The following is a 19,965-nucleotide window of genomic DNA, read 5'->3' on the forward strand; positions in this document are numbered from 1 at the left end:
GCGTAAATTCGGCGGTTGTGCAGTAGGGGCGCACGGCCGTGCGCCCCTACATGCACCTGAAAGGGTGACGGTGATGAGCCGGAGATAACGATAACCGTCCAGTAGGGGCAGGCCTTGTGCCTGCCCAATCCCATGGCCTTGTGCCTGCCCGATTACAGGGCAACCACAAAAGGTCGCCCCTACACTTCTAGAACAGCCCGGTCCGGACCCGCATGCTGGTTGGTGTGGGATGGGATCGGTCAAACTGACCGCCCCTATCCCAATTATCCCTGTAAGTCCATTCCCAGAACAACCCTGCATGGGGAAAAGTTTTCGAACACTCTCGAGAGGAATTTCATATTCTCGGAAACCGCACCAAATTAGGAATTTTTGGTTCTTTTCGGTTTAGTTACATTAAGGAAACTTTAAGACTTTTGATGATTTTCCCGGATTTTTTGCATATGGCACGGTGTTTGCTTAAAGCACAGGGTGCGGCTGTGTGGTGAAAAGAACGAAAAAAACTTGAAAAATTATGTGAAAAGAGTATCATTTCGCCGCTGTGTATTTCACAATTTCAAAAAACAAAATGGTTGGGAGGTTTGAAGTATGAAGAAGGGTTTGATGGTTGTTCTCAGTGTAGTAATGGCTGTAGTGGTTGGCTTGGTGTTTAGCGTGCCGGCAGTTCAGGCGGCTGAGGAAGCCAAGAAGGAAGCTGCTCCTGCGGCTGAAAAGAAAGAAGCAGCCCCTGCACCAGCTGCCGAAAAGAAGGAAGCAGCTCCTGCACCAGCAGCTGAAAAGAAAGAAGCTGCTCCTGCCCCTGCGGCTGAAAAGAAGGAAGCCGCCCCAGCAGCTGAAAAGAAAGAGGCAGCTCCTGCTGAAGCTAAGCTTGCTTCAATGAAGGGTAAAGTAGAGGCAGGAGGAGAGGCTATTCTTCTTAAGACAGAAGATGGTAAGGAATTTAAGCTCGAAGGAGAAGGCCTGAAGGATTACGTCGGTAAGCAGGTTCAGGTAACTGGTACGCTTGATGAAGCTACCAAGACCTTGAAAGTAAAGGAAATTAAACCTGCTCAGTAAATCAGGGATTATTTAGGGCTTAATATAACAAATCGAAAAGGCGGGGAGATTTAATCCTCGCCTTTTTTGTGTGCGCCCGGCATGGACGTGCTCCTGGAGGTGAGAGTCCTCCCGTGAGTTGATCACAGCGAGCGAAGGTAAGCGCAACTGCACGAGGGTGACCGAGTGTGGGGAGGAAGCGTGGAGCGAAACTGCGAGCCGATGGACAATAACCGGACCCCTCCCCAACCCTCCCCGTCAACGGGGAGGGGGTGCGGAGCAGGGCGAGCAGGCTAGAATCCGTGAGGCTCTCGTGATCAAGGCGAAGTAGCGTAAATTCGGCGGTTGTGCAGTAAAGGAGTGCGTTCTTACCAGGAGATCTCGCCTTACGCCTGAAAGAATGACGGTGGCGGATCAGTTTCTTATGAAAAGTTTTCGATGTCATTATAGAGCACAAATTTTGCCAATATTTTAGCTACAGACTCAGTTTTATAGTCCGCATCTTTGATACTAACCAGACCCTCGATAAGACATATTTTCCTAAGCATAATAAGTCATTACATTCATAGACAGTGTTCGGAATTTTATTCGATATTTTTTCTGAGTAGTCTTATGTAACAATTTTTTATCTAATAACCTCAGTAATGCACAAAAATGTGCATTTTCACAAGGACATAAAATAAAAACTTACAAAAATGATCAGTAAAACCATTTTGGTTATTATAAAAGCATAGGCCGATTATGGATTGGTATATCTTTTGAATCCTTATTTGAGTGAGCAGTTTATCAGAAGGTTTCATATAAGTCAGATAGTGATATAGCAAAGGATAACAGGTAGATATGTTTTATGCTGGCTTATAGCTTTTATCTTTTGTGTTTATGGGTAAAGAGAAGCCTTAATGAAAGTTCGATGCTTATAGGAGGAATTGCCCATGTTTCGTACCAGGTTTAGTATAGTGAGATACTTTAAAAATCTTATTGTTTTTCTGAATATGAAAAAGATTATGAAAAAATCTATCGAGCTTGTTGATCTTGCTCTTTTAATCAACAAAGAATCGGAAGTGCTGAACGATGGCACTGAGGAACTTGCTAGTGAAGTAAGCAAAGTATCAATAGAAATGGATCTACTTAGTGAAACGGTAAAGAAAATATCATATTTTGCGAAAGAAAATGTGGAAAGAGTTGGAATCGTTTATGAGAATATCGATCACACGAAGAAAAGTCTTGATAATACAGAAAAAAGCATGCTTTCTGTTAAAGAAGCTGTGAATGAACTCATCGCAGCTACAAATGAAATTTCAAAAGCAATCAATATAATATCATCTCTTACAACAACTATAAAAGGAATTGCAGATAAGACAAAACTGTTATCCCTTAATGCAACAATTGAAGCTGCTCGGGCAGGACAGCACGGAGCATGTTTTGCTGTAGTAGCACAGGAAATAGGCGCGCTCGCTCAGGCAACAATGGAAACCACTAAAGATGTAAATTTAAAGACAAAGATAATTTTTGATCTAATTGAAAAAATAAAAGGTAGCACCCTGAATATAAATAATCATGTTCAAAACACTTATAAACTCGTATGTCTGAATAAAGAGAAGATAAAAAATGTTGACAAGCCGATCAAGGAACTTGCCCTTAGTGCAGAGAGTCTAAATGGAATATCTTCTGATCTTGAAAATACCGTCAATACCTTAGATCACACGATGGCCACGCTTTCTGAGTTTGTAAATGTAACAGCATCATCGTCTTCAACCTTGAAAGAATATGCTGAAATACTTCGTTCGCTATCAGATGAACAAATTTTAGCAGTAGGGAAGGCAAGAATTGATATTCATGATTACGCAAAAGAATTGATCGAAAGAGTTTCTTCTTCATGGGAACTAAGGTCGATGCACAAGGCTACAATAGAGAATTATCTGAGAAGACTGATAAAGCAGTATGATATATTTGAACTCTTATATGTAACCGATGAGAGTGGTGTTCAGATTATTGATAATATTAGCAGAGAAGATTTTAGAGCAGCTTACGGTTCTACAGGCTATGGCAAAGACTGGTCCGATAGAGTCTGGTTTAGAAAGGCAAAAGACACTCTCTCAACATATGTGTCTGATATTTATATATCAGCGGCAACAAATTCTTATTGTTTTACCGTTTCTTGTCCAATTCTTGATGATGAAGGAAAAATGATTGGTGTGCTCGGAGCTGATCTGGAACTGGGGAGAATCATAAATGAATAGAGAATCGTTTATTAACAAATCAAGACTTGAAAATATCATAAATATAGCCAAGAAATGTGGTATCGAAATATTTTTTTAGCCAGTCGTTGATCTAAACAGAGGAGATATTATAGGATATGAAGCTCTCTCTAGAGGGATAAGCTACGAAGGAGAGTTAATCCCACCTATTGAGCTTTTTTCAATTGCAGCTAATCAAAATGTAGTAATCGAACTTGATAGAATCTGTAGGTATAGAGCAATAGAAGAATTTTCTTCTAGAGAACTTATGAAAAACTCATGTCTTTTTCTTAATATAAACTCTTCAGTATTAGAAGAAAATATAGTAGGTTCCAAATGGATTTATAAGGTTTGCAGTAGCTTCGGTATAGAGACTTCAAGAGTTATAATAGAATTTTCCGAGAATAAATTCGCAAATATTAGAGCAGCCCTGGAAATAATGGAATCTCTGAAGAACGACGGCTTTAAGATTGCTATTGATGATTTTGGAAGTGCTTACAGCAATCTTAAAAGGTTAGTGAGTATTGATCCGGATTTTATAAAGATTGATAGAGATTTAATAAATAGCATATCACAAGACAGTAAAAGACAGCTTATAGTAGAAACCATCTGTGGATTGTCTTATAAGTTAAATATACTTTGCATTGCAGAAGGGGTCGAAGATATCAATGATGTAACTTTTTGCTATAAAGCGGGGATAAATTTGTTCCAAGGATACTTCTTTGCTATCCCCTTGATGAATCCATCAATAGAAGAAACAAAAGGCAAAATTCAATCACTCAAGAAAAAGCTAGAAAGACCATGTGCACAGCTAAGTAATGCAAACGGCAGGGTTGGTTCTATTATTTCGAAGACTTTCAGAGTTGAAGAAAGGAATTTCCATATAAGTAAAAATAAGGGCTTGTAACAAAGGAAAGTCATGGTCCTGGTTTATAAGGCCATTTGTATCAAAAAACTATGGAGGTGTTGTTATGAGAAATTTTAGATACTTACTAGCAGTAATGATTTTGATCTTTTCAGCTTCTTCCGTTTTGTCAGAGGAAACAAAACAGGAAGACAAAGTAACGGGTAGCGTTTCTATGAGTGTTTACAATAGATACATTTTCAGAGGTTATGAGCTTAGCTCCGATAGCTTTGTAGTTCAACCTTCGGTAACTGTTTCTTACAAGGGGTTTTCTGTTAACTACTGGGGCAACATTGATAGTGATGAGCACAGAACACAATCCTTTATTCCAGACAGAGAAGGTAAAAAAAGCTTTAACGAATCTGACTTCACTATTAGCTATACCTTAGCAATTGACAAACTATCCTTAACTGCTGGTTACATCTACTACAACACAAAGTATGCTGATGAAACAGAAGAATTATTCTTAAGTGCAAGCTATGATATTATTACAAAACCAACGCTTACAATTTACCGTGACATCTCAACTTATCCAGGCACATATGTGAACCTTGCTTTTTCTCATTCATTTCCAATTTACAGAGATATCACTTTTGATCTTTTAACATCATTTGGTTACTTTAAAGGTGATGATTCATACTGGAGAACTTACGACCGTTCAACCGAAGCCTACACGGGAGAAAAATACAATGCTCTTCACGATGGAAAAATTCAGGCTGGATTTAGTATTCCACTTATAAAAAATTTAACAGTTCAGCCTGTAATTCAATACTGGTTTCCACTTTCGGGCAAATCAAAAAGAACGGTGGATGGAAATTCCTACAATCCTAATGGACATCTTGATGATACGTGGGTAACAGGTATAACTATTACCTTCAGTTTCTAGAGGCTGTTATCTTATTGCACTGAATGCATAAGATCGTTCGAGATCGGGAATCCAGATTTGTATGGGCGAGCGGCTGCTCGTTCATACATTTTCCCTGCGATGAGTCATCTATTGAGTGATGGTGTTCTAAAAAATGGTCATGGTTGCAGCCTTAACACTCATAGGAACTAGCATGCCGTGCCTTTACCCGTTAAGATGAAGGGGAATTTTGGATCTTTCTCGGATTTTTCTTGACCGATAATCAGTTGATGGGTATAAATAAACGCTCGTTGGTAAATCTATATTAAACAGGGGGTAGAGGGATGGTGAGAAGTCCTTGTTTGGATTGTGAGCGAGCAAACGAGGATAAGAACAAATGCCTTAACGACTGTGAAAAGCTAAAACAGTATCAAGAATACATTCTTAAGCTTGGTATTTACGCTACCATGTGAAGATAGAAATGGCTCTGATCTGATGTGGTGCAAGGCGGCAAAGAGCCGCCTTTTTTGTGGAAAGGAGATGGGACTATGTATGCAGTAATAGAGACTGGAGGAAAACAGATTAAGGTCGAACCGGGCATTGTTGTTAGAGTAGAAAAGCTTCCAGTGGCTCCGGGAGAAGAAATTACTTTTGACAAGGTGCTTCTTGTTAGAGAAGATTCATCGGTTTTGGTTGGGAAGCCCTATGTGGAAGGATTTACAGTTACTGGGCAGGTGATGGATCACATAAAAGACAGGAAAGTGATAATCTTTAAACACAAGCGCCGTAAGAACTATCGCAAAAAGATAGGTCATAGGCAACTTCTTAGTGTAGTTGCCATAAGATCCATTAATTCTCCCGGAGATACACCTTCCGGTGAGGGAGTATAAAAGCACTGAAAATGTGCGGATGCAGAATAAAAATGCGGAATTTTGAATAGACGGCTTTCCCGGAATACCGCCAGCTGGGGACTTGGGAAAGCCTTATAATGGCGGAAACAAATACCCCAGCCTCAAGCTGTGCCAGGAATGCACGGTTTTGAGCAACCAGGATTAGAAAAATGGCTCATAAAAAAGCAGGAGGAAGTTCAAGAAACGGTCGTGATAGCGCCGGAAAGAGAAGAGGTGTTAAGCGTTTTGGTGGGCAATTTGTTAAAGCTGGAAACATTATTGTAAGGCAGGTAGGAACAAAGTTTCACGCTGGAAAAAATGTGGGAGTCGGCAAGGATTATACTCTGTTCGCTCTGATAGATGGAGTGGTAAAATTTGAACATATGGACAAGACTCGTCAGAAGGTGAGCGTGTATCCTGTAACGGCTTAGTATGGTAGTAGTTTTTATCCCAAAACAGTTAAGCGGCCGTCATAAGGAACTCAGTTTTTGGCGGTCGCTTTTGTGTTTTTTCTATGGCTAGATTTATAGACGAAGCAATTATTCATGTGAAAGCGGGTGACGGTGGAAACGGATGCATAAGCTTCCGGCGGGAGAAGTATGTTCCTAAAGGAGGCCCTGATGGCGGAGATGGAGGCAAAGGTGGCGACGTATATCTTGTTGCTACTTCTTCGAAGAAAACTCTCCTGGATTTCCACTACCGGCGTTTTTTCCGAGCAGAACGTGGACGGCATGGGCGGGGAAAAGATCAGCATGGGCGAAGTGGTGAGGATCTTTTAATACCTGTGCCGGTAGGAACTGTTGTAAAGGACGCACTTACAGAGGAAGTTTTAGTCGATCTTTCCGAAGATGGGCAGAAGTGGCTCGTTGCTAAAGGAGGACGAGGAGGACGGGGTAACGCAAGGTTTGCTACCCCTACAAATCAGGCACCAAGGTTTGCTGAGGATGGGGAAAAAGGCGAAGAACGAGATCTTAAGCTAGAACTTAAGTTGCTCGCTGACGTGGGAATAGTAGGATTTCCAAATGCTGGAAAATCAACCCTTATTTCGGTTATCTCAGATGCCAAGCCTAAAATTGCCGATTATCCCTTTACCACTCTTTCTCCTCAACTGGGTGTTGTAGGGGTTGGGACGGATCGATCTTTTGTGGTAGCTGATATACCAGGGCTTATAGAAGGCGCTCATCAGGGTGCTGGATTGGGGATCCAGTTTCTTAAACACATAGAACGAACTAAGGTTTTGATACATCTAATAGACATAACATCCATTGAACCTGCCGATCCTTTAAGACCTTATCAAGTTATCAGAGAAGAACTCGAAAAATTTAACCCCGATCTTGTTCAGAAACCTGAAGTGTTGGCGCTTAACAAAATTGATTTGATTCATCCTGCCTATGTAGATAAACTTAAAACGCTCTATAAAAGACACCTCAAAGTGCCAGTCTTTGCTATTTCGGCTCTATCTAAAAAAGGTATCGCTCCTCTCATTCACAAAGTTTCTCAGTTGTTGTATGATACTTCGGAAAAGTAGTAATCTGTGTGATTGAAAAAATCTCCCGTAACTTATGATTACGGTATTCCTATCTCACAGGTAAGAAAAGGGGGCGAGAAGTTGGAGTATTCCGAGGAACGAAGGAAATTGTTCGATAAATGTCGTCGTATTGTCGTCAAAATAGGTAGCGCTGTCCTTACCGCTCAAAAAGGTCTTGATCGTGTAATGGTCCATCGCTTAAGCGATCAGATAGCAGAAATTCGGGAAACCGGATGCGAACTGATTGTCGTATCTTCCGGGGCTATCGCTTCCGGAATGAAAAAGCTTGGATTTTCTGAAAAACCAAAATCTATTCCTTACAAGCAAGCTACGGCGGCGGTGGGGCAGAGTTTCCTGATGCAAGCCTGGGAAGAAGCCTTTGATAAGCATGATATTCTGGTTGCACAGATACTCCTTACAGGGGAAGATCTTGCTCACCGTCAAAGATATCTAAACGCCAGAAACACACTTGAGACCCTGCTCGAATGGCGTATTGTGCCGATCATTAACGAAAACGATACCGTTGCAATAGAGGAGATAAAGTTTGGAGATAACGATCAACTTGCGGTGCTAATTGGTGGGCTGGTAGGAGCAGATCTAATTGTTATACTAACCGACACAGAAGGACTTTATGATCACGATCCAAAGGTATGTAATTCAGCTAAGCTTATAACAGAAGTTCATAAGGTTGATCGGCGAATCCTCGCCTGCGCATCTTCACAGGGGAGTTCAACAGGCACTGGAGGCATGCTTAGTAAGCTCCTTGCGGCTAAAAAGTCCCTTTCCATTGGAATCCCGCTAATTATTGCTCCTGGTAGAGAACGTGATGTTCTTATACGTCTGATGAAGGGCGAGTGTCTGGGAACTCTTTTTATTCCTGATAAGAAACTTTACCAGGGCCGGAAAATTTGGCTCGCTCATATACCTCATCCAGCTGGGGATCTTGTCCTAGACGACGGTGCAGTTGATGCCGTAGTTAGAAAAGGCAAGTCTTTGCTACCGGCTGGTATTAAAGAAGTGCGAGGAAACTTTGGGGTTGGAGCTCCCGTCAGATGTTTGGATTCATCGGAACGGGTTGTCGCCATTGGCTTGTCGAACTACAGGTCTTCGGAGATAGAGAAGATAAAAGGGTGTCATACGGCTGAAATAGAGAGTATTCTTGGTTATAAACATTCCGATGAGGTAATTCATCGGAATAATCTTGCTCTTGTTTTCGAAGAAGATATGCTCGAACCGGAGGAGAGAGATGAGTTGGCAGGACACGCTTAAAAACATTGGGAAAATGGCTAAGTTGGCGTCTTATAAAATGGCTAAAGCCACAACTGCTCAGAAAAACGAAGCTCTTAGCTTGATGGCTCAGGCTATTAGAGAAAAACGGGACGTCATTGTTGAAGCTAACCGTATGGACATTGAAAATGCTAAAAATATGGGTCTTTCAGGTGCCAAGCTGGACAGGCTTACTCTCTCCGATAAGGTTATAAACGAAATGATAGCCGGGATCGAAGAAGTGATCAAGCTCCCTGATCCTGTTGGAGAAATTACCAAAATGTGGATTCGCCCTAATGGGCTTAAGGTCGGTAGAATGAGGATTCCACTTGGGGTTATAGCTATTATCTACGAATCTCGCCCAAACGTTACCATAGATGCTTCTATTTTGTGTATCAAAGCTGGTAATGCGGTGATACTAAGAGGTGGTTCGGAAGCTTTCAATTCTAATAAAGCTCTTTGCGACATTATTCGTGAAAGCCTTGAAAAGGCTAATATTCCTGCAGATGCCGTCCAGGTTGTTCCCACCACAGACCGTGCGGCAGTTTTAGATCTTCTAAAGATGGAAGATGAAGTTGATGTAGTTATTCCAAGAGGTGGAGAAGAATTAATTCGCTTTGTAGCGGAACATGCTCGAATGCCGGTTTTGAAACATTACAAAGGAGTTTGCCACGTTTATGTAGATAATGAAGCGGATTTCGAAAAAGCCGAAAAGATTTGTTTCAACGCAAAGGTTCAACGTCCGGGCGTGTGTAACGCTATGGAAACCTTGCTGGTTCACAAGGACATAGCGGATAAGTTTCTTCCTAAAATGGCTGATGTTTTCAGGAAAGCTGGAGTTGAATTGAGAGGGTGTGAGCGGACTAGAAAGATCATAGACTGCATTCCAGCAACAGAAGAAGACTGGTATGCTGAATATCTTGATTTGATTCTTGCCGTAAAGATTGTGGATTCAATGGATGAAGCGATTGATCATATTCATCACTATGGATCCAGCCACACTGAAGCAATTGTCACGGAAAATTATACCAAGAGCTGGCGTTTCCTCGAGGAAGTTCAGTCGTCTCTTGTGCTGGTTAACGCTTCCACTCGGCTAAATGATGGTTATCAGCTTGGTCTCGGGGCAGAAATCGGAATCTCTACTTCTAAAATTCATGCTTTCGGTCCTATGGGCCTTGAGGAGCTAACCACTACAAAATTCATAGCCATAGGAAACGGGCAACTAAGGAGTTAATGAAGGAACTTAAACGTATCGGTATCTTTGGCGGAAGTTTCAATCCGGTCCATTTTGGTCATCTTAGGGCTGCGGAAGAAGTTTGTGAAAAGCTTGAACTGGATAAGGTCTTGTTTTTGCCCACCTTTATACCCCCGCATAAAGATGCTTCCCTCTTAGTAGATTTTGAACACCGCTATCGGATGTTGAAACTTACACTGGAAGGTCATCCGAAATTTACTGTTTCTGATTTTGAGTTCAGGCTTGGAGGCATATCATACACTGTTAGGACCCTTGCTGGATTGAAAAAAGAACATAATTCGCCGGAGTTTTTCTTGCTTGTAGGAAGCGATGCTTTTTTGGAAATAGATTCCTGGTGGCACTATCGAGAACTCTTCCAGCTTGCTTCAGTAGTAATTATGACCAGGCCTGGAACATCTCATGGAGATTTTGGAAGGTTTATTTTTGAACGGGTCGATCAAGGTTATGAGTGGGTTGACCAGAGAAGACAATTTGAGCATCCTTTATGGTATCCCATAATACCAGTGGCAATTACCTTATTGGACATTTCAGCTTCTAAAATCAGAAAACTGGTTGCTCTAAATCGATCAATACGATTTCTAGTTCCCGAAATAGTCAGAGAATATATAATTTATTATCGCCTCTATGGGGCTACTATTGAATCATAGTGGTGAAAATAGAAAGAAAGGACTGAGGTGTGCTTGAGTTTATGATGACGGAAAGAAAAGTTAAGGGGAGAAAAAATACAAAGGCAAAGAAAGTGGAAGAAATTTCTACTCAGGAAAAAGCGCTACTTTGCGCTCGTATTGCCGAAAACTATAAAGCCAAACGTCTTGCCGTCCTCTCTATAGGGGATATGTGCAACTTTACGGATTACTTTGTAATTTGCAGCGGTCAATCTACCAAACAAGTCCAGGGAATTGTTGATCATATTGAAGAAGAAATGAGAAAAGCCGGCTATAGTCCTTTGGGCATAGAAGGCTGGAAAGAAGGGCGTTGGGTTCTGATGGATTATGACGATGTGATTGTTCATGTTTTCCACGATCCTGTAAGGGAGGTGTATGATCTAGAAAGCCTTTGGGCTGATGCGTCCAATTTGTGGGTTTCGGAAGAAAGATCCAGTGATTGAGCAGGAGACTGCAATGATTCGTAAAATTCTGGCTGTTGTGATAGGGTTTTTGGTTTTGTTAGGGGTGTCCAATGATGCAAAGGGACTCGATCTCAAGGATGAGATTGAATTGGGGCGGGAGGTTTTTCGTAAAGTTCAGGAAACCTACCGCTTTCTCAAAAGCCCTGAGGTGAATTATTACGTTATGGAACTCGGTAACCGTCTTAGCAAGCATGTTGCTCCGGCTCCCTATAAGTATCAATTTTTGGTTATTGATAATGACGTTCCAAATGCTTTTACGATTCCCGGCGGATATGTTTTCGTGAACACAGGTTTAATAAGCCTTATGGCGAAGGAGGGAGAGCTTTCGTCAGTGCTAGCCCACGAGCTTGCTCACGCTGAAGGTAGGCACATTCACCAGAAGCTTGAACAGCAAAAAACTCTAATGATCGCGTCAGTTGCCGCTATGCTGGCGGGAGCTTTGATAGGTAGTCCTCAACTGGCTCAAGCTATAACCACCGGTAGTATAGGAGGAGCGCAAACTATTGCTTTAAGCTACAGTCGTGATCATGAACGTGAAGCGGATCAGATCGGGTTAAGAATACTTCGAGCTGCGGGTTATCCTGCCTCAGATGCTGTTTCGGCAATGCAGAAACTTGCTCAAAAACAGTGGCAGGGGCGACCCGGTAATTACGATTATTTGATGTCTCACCCTGGTGTTTTAGAACGTATTGGTTACTTATCGGATATTTCCGCTAGACTTGGAACTTCTGGGGAAAGTAATACATCCGATTCTGGATTGTTTCCTTACGCAAAGATTACCATTCTGGGGCTAAATAATGATGTTCTAGGGTTGGATCGCCTGATAAATGATGCTCACCAGCTAGGCTATAACAGCTCGGTTGTCGCTTATGCTCAGGGTGTAAAAGCCATTGGATCAGGGGATATTTATAATGCCGCTGCTTATTTTGATAAGGCATGGCAAACTCAAAAAGGAAACCTTTTTGTTGCGGCAAAATATGCTGAAGTGTTAGTCAGACAGAGGCAGTTTGATAAAGCCGAGGCTGTTCTTTCTCAAGCATTGAGCCTGTCGCCTGAACACCCCGTCCTTCACTATCGTTATGGAATAATTCTGGAGGAGGAGGGTAATTTCTCCCAGGCGCTTAAACATTACGAAAAGGTGTTATCATCTTCTGATTTCTTCACCGATATTGAGTATCACATGGGGACCACTTTAGGAAAACTCGGTCGTATCAGAGAAGCCCATACCTATCTTGGCGATTATTACGCAAAAATCGGCGATCAAAGACTCGCTCTTTTTCACTACGAAAAAGCCCTTTCTCTCGCTTCTTCTCAGAATGATAAAGAACTTATCCAGAGCAAGCTTAGGAAATTAAAACATAAAGAACAACAAGAACAACCCAAGGAAAAGCCCAGACCTTACTCTGGTATTGCGCCCAGGCGAGGCATTTAACGTGTGGTTAAATCCGAAATATGCTATCGATATTTGAAATTTTTAGTTAGCTATTCCTGAGCATATTCGAAGACTTTTTTCCTTGCAGCGTTATTCTGGCGATAGTAGGGGCGACGCATGCGTCGCCCCTACATGCTCCTCAAAGGGTAAAGGTGAAGAACTGGAGCGAGAAGTCAGCAGAGTCCGTCCCGTAGGGGTAGGCCGTGTGCCTGCCCGATTATGGGGCAACCACGGGGGGTGCCCCCACAATCCTGGTTACTCCCGTGAGTTGATCACAGCGAGCGAAGGGAAGCGCAACTGCCGTATTGCTAATGGTCACAGGGAACCGTAAAATTTCCAATGCATCGATCGCCGAGGACGGCGACCCTCCCCGCCCTCTTCGGTCAAACTGACCGCTCCTACTCCAATTCTGGTGAATCACATACTGGATTGTTTCTTAGCTACATACGTCTGGAAAGGTCTTTCAGGTTGAGTTCCATCCCTGAATTTTCTATGGTTTATGTTACTTTGCCACCCCATTAAGGAAGTCTTCTAACACCTTCGGTTATTCCTTGAGTTTTTTCCTGGATGGTGTTAAGCAATAAGCCCTATCTGCGAAAAAGTCTATACTTATTCAAGTAATAAAAGGAGGGTAAGGTGAAATGTATAGAATTCTTATAAGCGATCCGTTATCAGAATCGGGGGTACAGCGGCTGTCCCAAATACCGGAATTTGATGTGGAAGTTAATACTAGTCTTACACCGGAAGAGTTAAGAGAAGTCATTAAGGAATTTGATGCTCTTATTATAAGAAGTAGTACTAAGGTTACGAAGGACATTATCGAATCGGGTGATAGGCTGAAAGTTATAGCAAGAGCTGGTATAGGGCTCGATAATGTTGATATTCAGGCGGCGACCAGAAAGGGCATTGTGGTAATGAACACGCCCGAAGGCAATGTTATTACCACAGCAGAACACGCCATCGCTATGCTTCTTGCCGTAAGCCGCAACATCCCTCAGGCTAATTCTTCTATTAAAGCAGGAAAGTGGGAAAAGAAGAAATTTAGAGGCAAAGAGGTTTTCAATAAAGTTTTGGGTATTATCGGCATAGGTCGTATAGGTCGAGTAGTTGCTGATCGAGCAAAGGGTCTTAAGATGCAGGTTATTGCATATGACCCTTATATTAGTTCCGACGTGGTGGAAAAGCTTGGAGTTGATGCAGTAAGCTTTGATGAGCTTCTTGCAAGAGCCGATTATATCACAATTCACACCCCTTTAACTCAGGAAACAAGAAATCTGATAAACAAAGATGCATTCAAGAAGATGAAGCCAGGTGTGTTTATTATCAACTGCGCTAGAGGTGGGATCGTAAACGAACAGGATCTTTGCGAGGCTTTGAAAGAGGGAATCGTAGCTGGTGCCGCACTCGATGTTTTCGAGAAAGAACCTCCCCCACCGGATCATCCGTTGCTTGCTTTTGATCAGGTTATTATGACCCCTCACCTTGGAGCATCAACAGACGAGGCTCAGGAGAATGTGGCTATAGCGGTAGCCGAGCAGGTCATTGATTATCTATTAAAGAACACTATAAGAAACGCAATAAATGCTCCTAACATCAATGGAGAAGTGCTTGCTAACTTGAGACCATACCTGATCCTTGCAGAAAAACTGGGCTGTCTTATTTCCCAGATCACTAAAGGTGCTCCAAAGGAGTTTAGCATTGAATACGTGGGTGATACGGCTGAGCTGGATTTTAAGCCTCTTACTATTTCTGCCGTAAAGGGCTTTCTAAGCACTTACCTTGGAAGCGATGTGAATTTCGTCAATGCTATGGCTGTAGCTAAAGAGCGAGACATATTAGTGAGAGAAACTACTCGACGGGAAACGGAAGATTTTACCAATCTGATTATATTGCGACTAAAAACCTCAGAGGAAGAAAACCTGGTAGCGGGCACCATTTTTGGTAAGAGAGATCCACGACTTGTTCGTATTAACGACTTCAGGTTGGAAGCGGCTATGGAAGGAAACCTCCTTCTTATTTACAATATCGATACTCCTGGAACAATTGGTGCCATAGGGACATGTCTAGGACGGCATGATATCAATATTTCTATGATGGATGTTGGACAGGTGCTGGAAAAGGGACAAAACATTATACTTCTCAGGACAGATACGCCTGTTCCGGATAATGTTGTTAAGGAATTGTTGGAAATTCGAAACGTCAACGTTGTGCAGCGACTTTACCTGTAAAAAATACGGGGGCTTGAGAGTATGGTAGAGAAAGATGAAAAAGGTTTTGTGGTTCGAGATAGACGCAAGATAAAGCCTGATGATCTAGAAGGAAATCGTGCAGAGGAAAACAACAATATTCCAAGTGATGCTCAGAGAGAAGAAGCGGCTCGAGAATACGAAAAAGCGTCGAATCGAACCGATGAAGTTAATGAGAGACCTCTTCCAAAGGTTGATTTTTCCACATTTGTTTTTTCTCTTGCATCGTCGGCTTTAGTTCATATGGGCGAAGTTAAAGATCCACTTACGGGGCAACTATCAACCAATCTTCAGCTTGCTCGACAGATTATCGATACTCTTGGGATGCTTGAAGAAAAAACAAAAGGAAATCTGGATGAGGCGGAAGAACAACTGTTAAAATCACTTCTTTATGATTTGAGAATTAAGTTTGTTAAAAAGGTTTCATGAGGATACTTCGGGAAGAAATGCAGAATGCTTTGGATGTGATTCGCATTGCCTGTCCGGCCAAGGTTAATTTGTGGCTTCAGGTTGTAAGAAAAAGGCCAGATGGTTACCACGATATCTGGAGTCTCATGCTCCCTGTAGATATTTACGATGAGCTAGAGTTTTCCTGGCACAGTCAACCGGGAGTGCATATTTTCTGTGATCATCCCTATGTGCCTCGTGATCGAACTAATATTCTCTGGAAGGCTTATGAAATCTATCGTAAGAGAACTGGATGGCCAGATCGTGGAGTCAAAGTAGTGCTAAAGAAAAATATTCCGGTTGGAGCAGGACTGGGTGGAGGAAGTAGCAACGGAGCGGCTATGCTTGAATTTCTTAACAATTCGAATCCATCGCCTTGTCTTCTGGAAGATCTACTTGATATGGCACGAGAAGTTGGTGCTGACGTGCCCTTTTTTCTCATATCGGCTCCAGCTACTGCGGAAGGCATTGGTGAGAAGCTGACAATTGTTGAAAATCTCCCGAACTATCCGCTTCTTTTAATCAAGCCCCCTTTTGAAGTTTCTACGGAAACGGTTTATAAAAGTTTAAGATTGACAGAAGAAAAGGCTTTTATTAGCATTAAGGCGCTTCTGCAAGCTCCGTGGGATCTGAAAAATGTTCTAATAAACGATCTAGAAGCGGTAACGGTGAGCCTCTATCCCGAGGTTGACCGGATAAAGGAGTGGTTGATCAAGGATGGAGCATTGGGAGCGGTTATGAGTGGAAGTGGTCCCACGGTATTTGGGGTTTTTGACTCGGAAGAGAGGGCAGAAGAAGCGCTGTTGAGAGGAAAAGAAAGGTGGGGCAATTCCTACTGGATGCGGGTCTGCCAAGTGCTCTCTCAGGTAAATAGACGATAGATATATCAAAAAAGGTTGGGGTGTCGCCAAGCGGAAAGGCACGGGTCTTTGGAACCCGCATTCGGAGGTTCGAATCCTCCCACCCCAGCCATTTTTTTGGGAGGTTTGAGCAAGGTGGTGGAAGAAGCACCAGGTTACCGTGTCTTCAGCGGTAACGCTAACATAGGGTTAGCCGAATCAGTTTGTTCTCTCCTTGGAATCCCCAGGGGAAGAGCTTTAGTTACCACCTTCCGGGATGGTGAAATCAGAATAGAAATTGAAGACAATGTTCGAGGTCTTGACACATACATCGTTCAATCTCTGTGCTGTCCCGTCAATAATCACATCATGGAATTGCTAATAATGATTGATGCTCTAAAAAGAGCTTCGGCTAAAAGTGTTTGTGCGGTGATTCCATACTATGCCTATGGAAGACGGGACAAAAAGGATAAACCGCGAGTTCCCATCACCGGACGAATGCTCGCAAACCTTATTGAAGAAGCTGGTGTTGATCATGTTGTGGCTCTGGATTTTCATTCAGGGCAGACAATGGGTTTTTTCAAAGTTCCTGTGGATCATTTAAGTGCTATGGGCGTTATGGTGGATCACGCAAAGAAGAATCTTCCTCCCAACAGCATTGTTGTTGCGCCTGATGCGGCGGGAGTAAGGCGAGCGCGGGTTTTTGCCACTGAGTTGAATCTTGAAATGGCTATTATGGATGAACGGGATGTTTCACCAAGAATTGTAGGAAATGTGGAAGGCCGACATGTGGTGCTTTACGATGATATAGTGGATACAGGACGAACTATTGAACGAGTGGCTCAAGCTGCCCAAAGAGCAGGAGCCGCTTCGGTAATAGCTTATTGTGTGCACGGTATCTTTTCTGCAGGATGCGCTGAAAGAATTGCCCAGGCTGGAGTTGAAAAGCTTGTTGTAAGTGATAGTGTTGTTCCCTATACTGACCTAGCAAAGGTTGGCGTGCGAGTTGAACGCATTACGGTGGCTCTAATTCTGGCTGAAGCTATTGCATCACTAAACAGGGGGGAAACTATACCTTCTGTGTTTTACTCAATTTGAGTTTTACATGGAGATCCATGAAATAATTTGGAAGGAGGCTTGAAGCAGATGGAATGGCAGCTAGTAGCTGAGTATCGACCTAATACGGGTAAAAACGTTGCGCGGAAGTTGAGAGCAGCGAATAAGGTTCCTGGTGTCTTATACGGTCACCATATCCAGGGAGCTATTCCTATAACTGTTGAGACCCGTGAGATTCACAAACTTCTTACAGTTATGGGAGATGAAACCAAGGTAATACAGCTTGCTCTTAAAAAAGAAACGGGGAAAGAAGAAAGTCACCAGGTTCTCATAAGAGAAGTTCAAGTTCATCCTTATAAGCGTAAATTACTGCACGTTGATTTTTACGCTCTGGCAGCCGATCAACTTCTGGATGTCGATGTTCCTGTGGAGCTGGTGGGAGAAAGTCCCGGCGTTAAGAAAGGCGGCGTGGTGGATCAAATTATGCATACAATTTCTGTCCGATGTTTGCCTCACGAAATTCCTGATAAGATAGAAATTGATATCAGCAATTTAGATTTGGGCAGCGTTGTTCATGTAAAGGACATTCGAAAAAGGTATTCTTTCCGGATCATGGAAGATGATGAAGCACCTCTTGTTTCTGTAAACGTTCCTGAGGATTACGAAGCAAAAGCTGCATCAGAAGAAGCTGAGGAATCTTCGGAATAGAGCGATTAATCTTCCTTTGTCCAAAAGTTGTGGTGTCTACTTTTATAAGGACACGGCGTTTGTAGTGCCGTGTCCTTTTTAATTCTTTAAGTTGAAATGGTGGGAAAATAATAATGCTTGTAGTTGGACTTGGAAATCCCGGCAGTCGCTACACCTTTACGCGTCATAATGTAGGATTTATGGTTCTGGATGTAATCGATACCCTTGTTGATGCTGTGCTGGAAGAAAGCAAGTCTTCCTGGGGAATTGTAAAAAAGGTTCAGTGGAAAGATCTTTGCCTGACCACTCTTCGACCGCTTACTTATATGAACAGAAGTGGTGATGCCGTATCGAAAATGATGCTTCGAGAAAAGCTAAAACCAGAAGAAATCCTTGTGATTTACGATGATCTAGATCTTCCTCTCGGTCGATTAAAAATTGCCAGAAAGGGCAGTTCTGGAGGTCACCGAGGCGTTCAATCAATCATTGATGCTATAGGAACCAAAGATTTTCCCAGGATAAAAGTTGGTATTGGACGACCTATGAGAGGGGAAGACGTTATAGATTATGTATTGTCACCGCCCTATCCAGAAGAAAGAGCTCTATTCCGTTCTGTTTTGAATTATGCGGCTCAGTCAGTTGAGGTCATATGTAAAGATGGCATAGAAAAGGCTATGAATGTTTTTAATGGCATTGTAATCGAGGCTTAAATTAGCTAGAGCTGTTCTAAAACTTCCCTTATGAAGTGATAAAGTAAACGGAAAATACAGGAATGGAACTAAAGCTGGAAGATCTTTCCAGACGTGGATAGCTAAAAAACGACTCAATATGTGATTCACCAGATAATGTAGGGGCGACGCATGCGTCGCCCTTGCTTTAAGCCTGAAAGGGTGACGGTGGATAGCCGGAGCACCGTAAAATTTCGAATGCAACGGTTACCGAAGACGGCGACCCTCCCAATATCCTACCGCCGGTTTTGGGAGGGACGGCGTCCTCGCCGTCCATTTTGTGCTGCCATATTGCTAATGGCCACAAGGAATCGTAAAAATTCTAATACATCGGTCGCCGAGGAAGGGGGTTAATTCCTTATGTATCGGTCGCCGAGGACGGCGACCCTCCCAATGTTTTGCCGCCGTCATGGGACCGTAGATTTTAAGGCTTCCAGACTTCCCAGACTTTTCCAACAAGGGCTGGACCCGGTTTAAGAGTAGGTTGTCCTGGTTGCCATCCAGATGGTGTGACTTCGCCGGTTGCCCGCACATGTTGAAATGCTTTGATCTGCCTGAGAAGTTCATCCGGATTTCTGCCAACTTCGGGTGTTAACACTTCCATTGCTCGAATTATAAAATCGGGGTCTATTATGAACCGTCCTCGAATATCAACTCCGGCCAGTTCGTCGTAAACTCCATAGACTGTTCCTATTTTCCCTCCAGGATCAGATACCATGGGAAAGGGCACGCCACCCTCAATCATCTTGCATAATTCTGTTTCCTGCCACATCTTATGAACAAAGCGACTATCTGTGCTTATGGCTAATATCTGAACGCCTAGAGAGGTAAACTCGTTGTATCTAGCAGCGACCGCTGCCAGTTCAGTGGGTCAAACAAAGGTAAAGTCTCCTGGATAAAAGCACAGAACAATCCACTTGCCTTTATAGTCTGATAGCTTTATCGGCTGAAATCCAACCCCTTCAATATAGGCGTTAGCTTCAAAATCAATGGCTTCCTGTCCCACTCTGGCAGTTACGGTCATGGTTTTTACCTCCCCGGGTTGTGGTGTTAATTCAGTACTACCAGGCAAAATTGGTCCCTTAGCGGGACTAACACACCCGTCTTTTTGCTCTGCCATAGTAAATACCTCCTGTGGGTATGTTGTGAATTAAATAAAACAATAATTTCTGCAAATAAGTATTAACTTTATCTATTGAATAAGTCAAGCCACCGGGGAGGGTGTTTTAAAAAACTCCGTAATAGAATTGTAGGGGCGACGCATGCGTCGCCCATTTAAACGGACGGCGGTATGATATTGGGAGGGGCGCCATCCTCGGCGACCGATGCAACTGAGTGTAAGGGCGAAAAATTTTTCGCCCCTACCAACGGTGCGCCCGGCATGGGCGTGCTCCTGGAGGTGAAAGTCCTCCCGTGAGTTGATCACAGCGAGCGAAGGGAAGCGC

The 19,965-nt window shown here is 42.9% G+C and carries 19 protein-coding genes, 1 tRNA gene and 1 pseudogene; 20 read left to right on the plus strand and 1 reads right to left on the minus strand.

Annotated elements, in window-relative coordinates; translation table 11 throughout:
* Positions 1-585 precede the first annotated feature (585 nt).
* The 20 genes and pseudogenes from WHS38_11905 to pth all read left to right on the plus strand — a co-directional run bounded on the left by WHS38_11905 (position 586) and on the right by pth (position 18,502).
* Complete coding sequence (locus WHS38_11905; GenBank protein ID MEJ5301683.1) at positions 586-1,053, plus strand: DUF5818 domain-containing protein; 468 nt, start codon at positions 586-588, stop codon at positions 1,051-1,053.
* 911 nt (positions 1,054-1,964) lie between these two features.
* Positions 1,965-3,272, plus strand: coding sequence for a methyl-accepting chemotaxis protein (locus tag WHS38_11910; protein ID MEJ5301684.1), 1,308 nt, complete (start codon positions 1,965-1,967; stop codon positions 3,270-3,272).
* Between the two features lie 91 nt (positions 3,273-3,363).
* Positions 3,364-4,176: pseudogene (locus WHS38_11915) on the plus strand (EAL domain-containing protein).
* A gap of 64 nt (positions 4,177-4,240) precedes the next feature.
* On the plus strand, positions 4,241-5,059 hold the full coding sequence (locus tag WHS38_11920) for a hypothetical protein (GenBank protein MEJ5301685.1): 819 nt from the start codon (positions 4,241-4,243) through the stop codon (positions 5,057-5,059).
* A gap of 302 nt (positions 5,060-5,361) precedes the next feature.
* Positions 5,362-5,490: a hypothetical protein gene (locus tag WHS38_11925; protein MEJ5301686.1), complete on the plus strand. Its 129-nt coding sequence runs from the start codon at positions 5,362-5,364 to the stop codon at positions 5,488-5,490.
* A gap of 75 nt (positions 5,491-5,565) precedes the next feature.
* The gene (gene rplU, locus WHS38_11930; protein ID MEJ5301687.1) at positions 5,566-5,907 is read left to right on the plus strand and encodes a 50S ribosomal protein L21; all 342 of its coding nucleotides are present in this window, start codon (positions 5,566-5,568) and stop codon (positions 5,905-5,907) included.
* Positions 5,908-6,077: 170 nt separating this feature from the next.
* Positions 6,078-6,338, plus strand: a complete 261-nt coding sequence (gene rpmA, locus WHS38_11935; protein MEJ5301688.1) for a 50S ribosomal protein L27 — start codon at positions 6,078-6,080, stop codon at positions 6,336-6,338.
* Between the two features lie 83 nt (positions 6,339-6,421).
* Entirely contained in the window at positions 6,422-7,435 is a 1,014-nt protein-coding gene (obgE, locus tag WHS38_11940) for a GTPase ObgE (GenBank protein ID MEJ5301689.1), read from the plus strand.
* 81 nt (positions 7,436-7,516) lie between these two features.
* The gene (gene proB / locus WHS38_11945) at positions 7,517-8,704 is read left to right on the plus strand and encodes a glutamate 5-kinase (protein MEJ5301690.1); all 1,188 of its coding nucleotides are present in this window, start codon (positions 7,517-7,519) and stop codon (positions 8,702-8,704) included.
* A complete protein-coding gene (locus tag WHS38_11950) occupies positions 8,682-9,935 on the plus strand; it encodes a glutamate-5-semialdehyde dehydrogenase (protein ID MEJ5301691.1) in 1,254 nt (417 codons plus the stop codon). The genes proB and WHS38_11950 overlap by 23 nt, the downstream gene beginning before the upstream one ends.
* Positions 9,935-10,603 carry a nicotinate-nucleotide adenylyltransferase gene (nadD, locus tag WHS38_11955; GenBank protein ID MEJ5301692.1) on the plus strand — a complete coding sequence of 223 codons (669 nt, stop codon included), beginning with the start codon at positions 9,935-9,937 and terminating at the stop codon, positions 10,601-10,603. Before WHS38_11950 ends, nadD begins: the two co-directional genes overlap by 1 nt.
* Before the next feature lie 41 nt (positions 10,604-10,644).
* Positions 10,645-11,064, plus strand: coding sequence for a ribosome silencing factor (gene rsfS / locus WHS38_11960; GenBank protein MEJ5301693.1), 420 nt, complete (start codon positions 10,645-10,647; stop codon positions 11,062-11,064).
* A gap of 13 nt (positions 11,065-11,077) precedes the next feature.
* The gene (locus WHS38_11965) at positions 11,078-12,517 is read left to right on the plus strand and encodes a M48 family metalloprotease (GenBank protein ID MEJ5301694.1); all 1,440 of its coding nucleotides are present in this window, start codon (positions 11,078-11,080) and stop codon (positions 12,515-12,517) included.
* 641 nt (positions 12,518-13,158) lie between these two features.
* Entirely contained in the window at positions 13,159-14,745 is a 1,587-nt protein-coding gene (gene serA, locus WHS38_11970; protein ID MEJ5301695.1) for a phosphoglycerate dehydrogenase, read from the plus strand.
* A 21-nt stretch (positions 14,746-14,766) separates the two neighbouring features.
* Positions 14,767-15,192, plus strand: coding sequence for a DUF1844 domain-containing protein (locus tag WHS38_11975; GenBank protein MEJ5301696.1), 426 nt, complete (start codon positions 14,767-14,769; stop codon positions 15,190-15,192).
* The gene (ispE, locus tag WHS38_11980) at positions 15,189-16,091 is read left to right on the plus strand and encodes a 4-(cytidine 5'-diphospho)-2-C-methyl-D-erythritol kinase (GenBank protein MEJ5301697.1); all 903 of its coding nucleotides are present in this window, start codon (positions 15,189-15,191) and stop codon (positions 16,089-16,091) included. Before WHS38_11975 ends, ispE begins: the two co-directional genes overlap by 4 nt.
* Before the next feature lie 16 nt (positions 16,092-16,107).
* Positions 16,108-16,182, plus strand: a tRNA-Gln gene (locus WHS38_11985).
* 23 nt (positions 16,183-16,205) lie between these two features.
* On the plus strand, positions 16,206-17,147 hold the full coding sequence (locus WHS38_11990) for a ribose-phosphate diphosphokinase (protein ID MEJ5301698.1): 942 nt from the start codon (positions 16,206-16,208) through the stop codon (positions 17,145-17,147).
* Positions 17,148-17,195: 48 nt separating this feature from the next.
* Positions 17,196-17,813, plus strand: coding sequence for a 50S ribosomal protein L25/general stress protein Ctc (locus tag WHS38_11995; GenBank protein ID MEJ5301699.1), 618 nt, complete (start codon positions 17,196-17,198; stop codon positions 17,811-17,813).
* A gap of 113 nt (positions 17,814-17,926) precedes the next feature.
* Positions 17,927-18,502 (plus strand): aminoacyl-tRNA hydrolase, encoded by a 576-nt coding sequence (gene pth, locus WHS38_12000; protein MEJ5301700.1) that lies wholly within the window; start codon positions 17,927-17,929, stop codon positions 18,500-18,502.
* A 442-nt stretch (positions 18,503-18,944) separates the two neighbouring features.
* Here pth and prxU read toward each other — a convergent pair whose 3' ends face one another.
* Positions 18,945-19,640, minus strand: coding sequence for a thioredoxin-dependent peroxiredoxin (gene prxU / locus WHS38_12005; GenBank protein ID MEJ5301701.1), 696 nt, complete (start codon positions 19,638-19,640; stop codon positions 18,945-18,947).
* Between the last annotated feature and the right edge of the window lie 325 nt (positions 19,641-19,965).

The sequence above is a fragment of the Thermodesulforhabdaceae bacterium genome, from assembly GCA_037482015.1.
Taxonomy (GTDB): Bacteria; Desulfobacterota; Syntrophobacteria; order Syntrophobacterales; family Thermodesulforhabdaceae; genus JAOACS01.

Coding starts and splice junctions, on each gene's coding strand:
- rpmA (MEJ5301688.1), top strand. CDS start 6,078: ATGGCTCATAAAAAAGCAGGAGGAAGTTCAAGAAACGGTCGTGATAGC.
- serA (MEJ5301695.1), top strand. CDS start 13,159: ATGTATAGAATTCTTATAAGCGATCCGTTATCAGAATCGGGGGTACAG.
- WHS38_11950 (MEJ5301691.1), top strand. CDS start 8,682: ATGAGTTGGCAGGACACGCTTAAAAACATTGGGAAAATGGCTAAGTTG.
- nadD (MEJ5301692.1), top strand. CDS start 9,935: ATGAAGGAACTTAAACGTATCGGTATCTTTGGCGGAAGTTTCAATCCG.
- pth (MEJ5301700.1), top strand. CDS start 17,927: ATGCTTGTAGTTGGACTTGGAAATCCCGGCAGTCGCTACACCTTTACG.
- WHS38_11905 (MEJ5301683.1), top strand. CDS start 586: ATGAAGAAGGGTTTGATGGTTGTTCTCAGTGTAGTAATGGCTGTAGTG.
- WHS38_11975 (MEJ5301696.1), top strand. CDS start 14,767: ATGGTAGAGAAAGATGAAAAAGGTTTTGTGGTTCGAGATAGACGCAAG.
- ispE (MEJ5301697.1), top strand. CDS start 15,189: ATGAGGATACTTCGGGAAGAAATGCAGAATGCTTTGGATGTGATTCGC.
- WHS38_11925 (MEJ5301686.1), top strand. CDS start 5,362: ATGGTGAGAAGTCCTTGTTTGGATTGTGAGCGAGCAAACGAGGATAAG.
- WHS38_11995 (MEJ5301699.1), top strand. CDS start 17,196: ATGGAATGGCAGCTAGTAGCTGAGTATCGACCTAATACGGGTAAAAAC.
- rsfS (MEJ5301693.1), top strand. CDS start 10,645: ATGATGACGGAAAGAAAAGTTAAGGGGAGAAAAAATACAAAGGCAAAG.
- obgE (MEJ5301689.1), top strand. CDS start 6,422: ATGGCTAGATTTATAGACGAAGCAATTATTCATGTGAAAGCGGGTGAC.
- WHS38_11920 (MEJ5301685.1), top strand. CDS start 4,241: ATGAGAAATTTTAGATACTTACTAGCAGTAATGATTTTGATCTTTTCA.
- WHS38_11910 (MEJ5301684.1), top strand. CDS start 1,965: ATGTTTCGTACCAGGTTTAGTATAGTGAGATACTTTAAAAATCTTATT.
- WHS38_11965 (MEJ5301694.1), top strand. CDS start 11,078: ATGATTCGTAAAATTCTGGCTGTTGTGATAGGGTTTTTGGTTTTGTTA.
- rplU (MEJ5301687.1), top strand. CDS start 5,566: ATGTATGCAGTAATAGAGACTGGAGGAAAACAGATTAAGGTCGAACCG.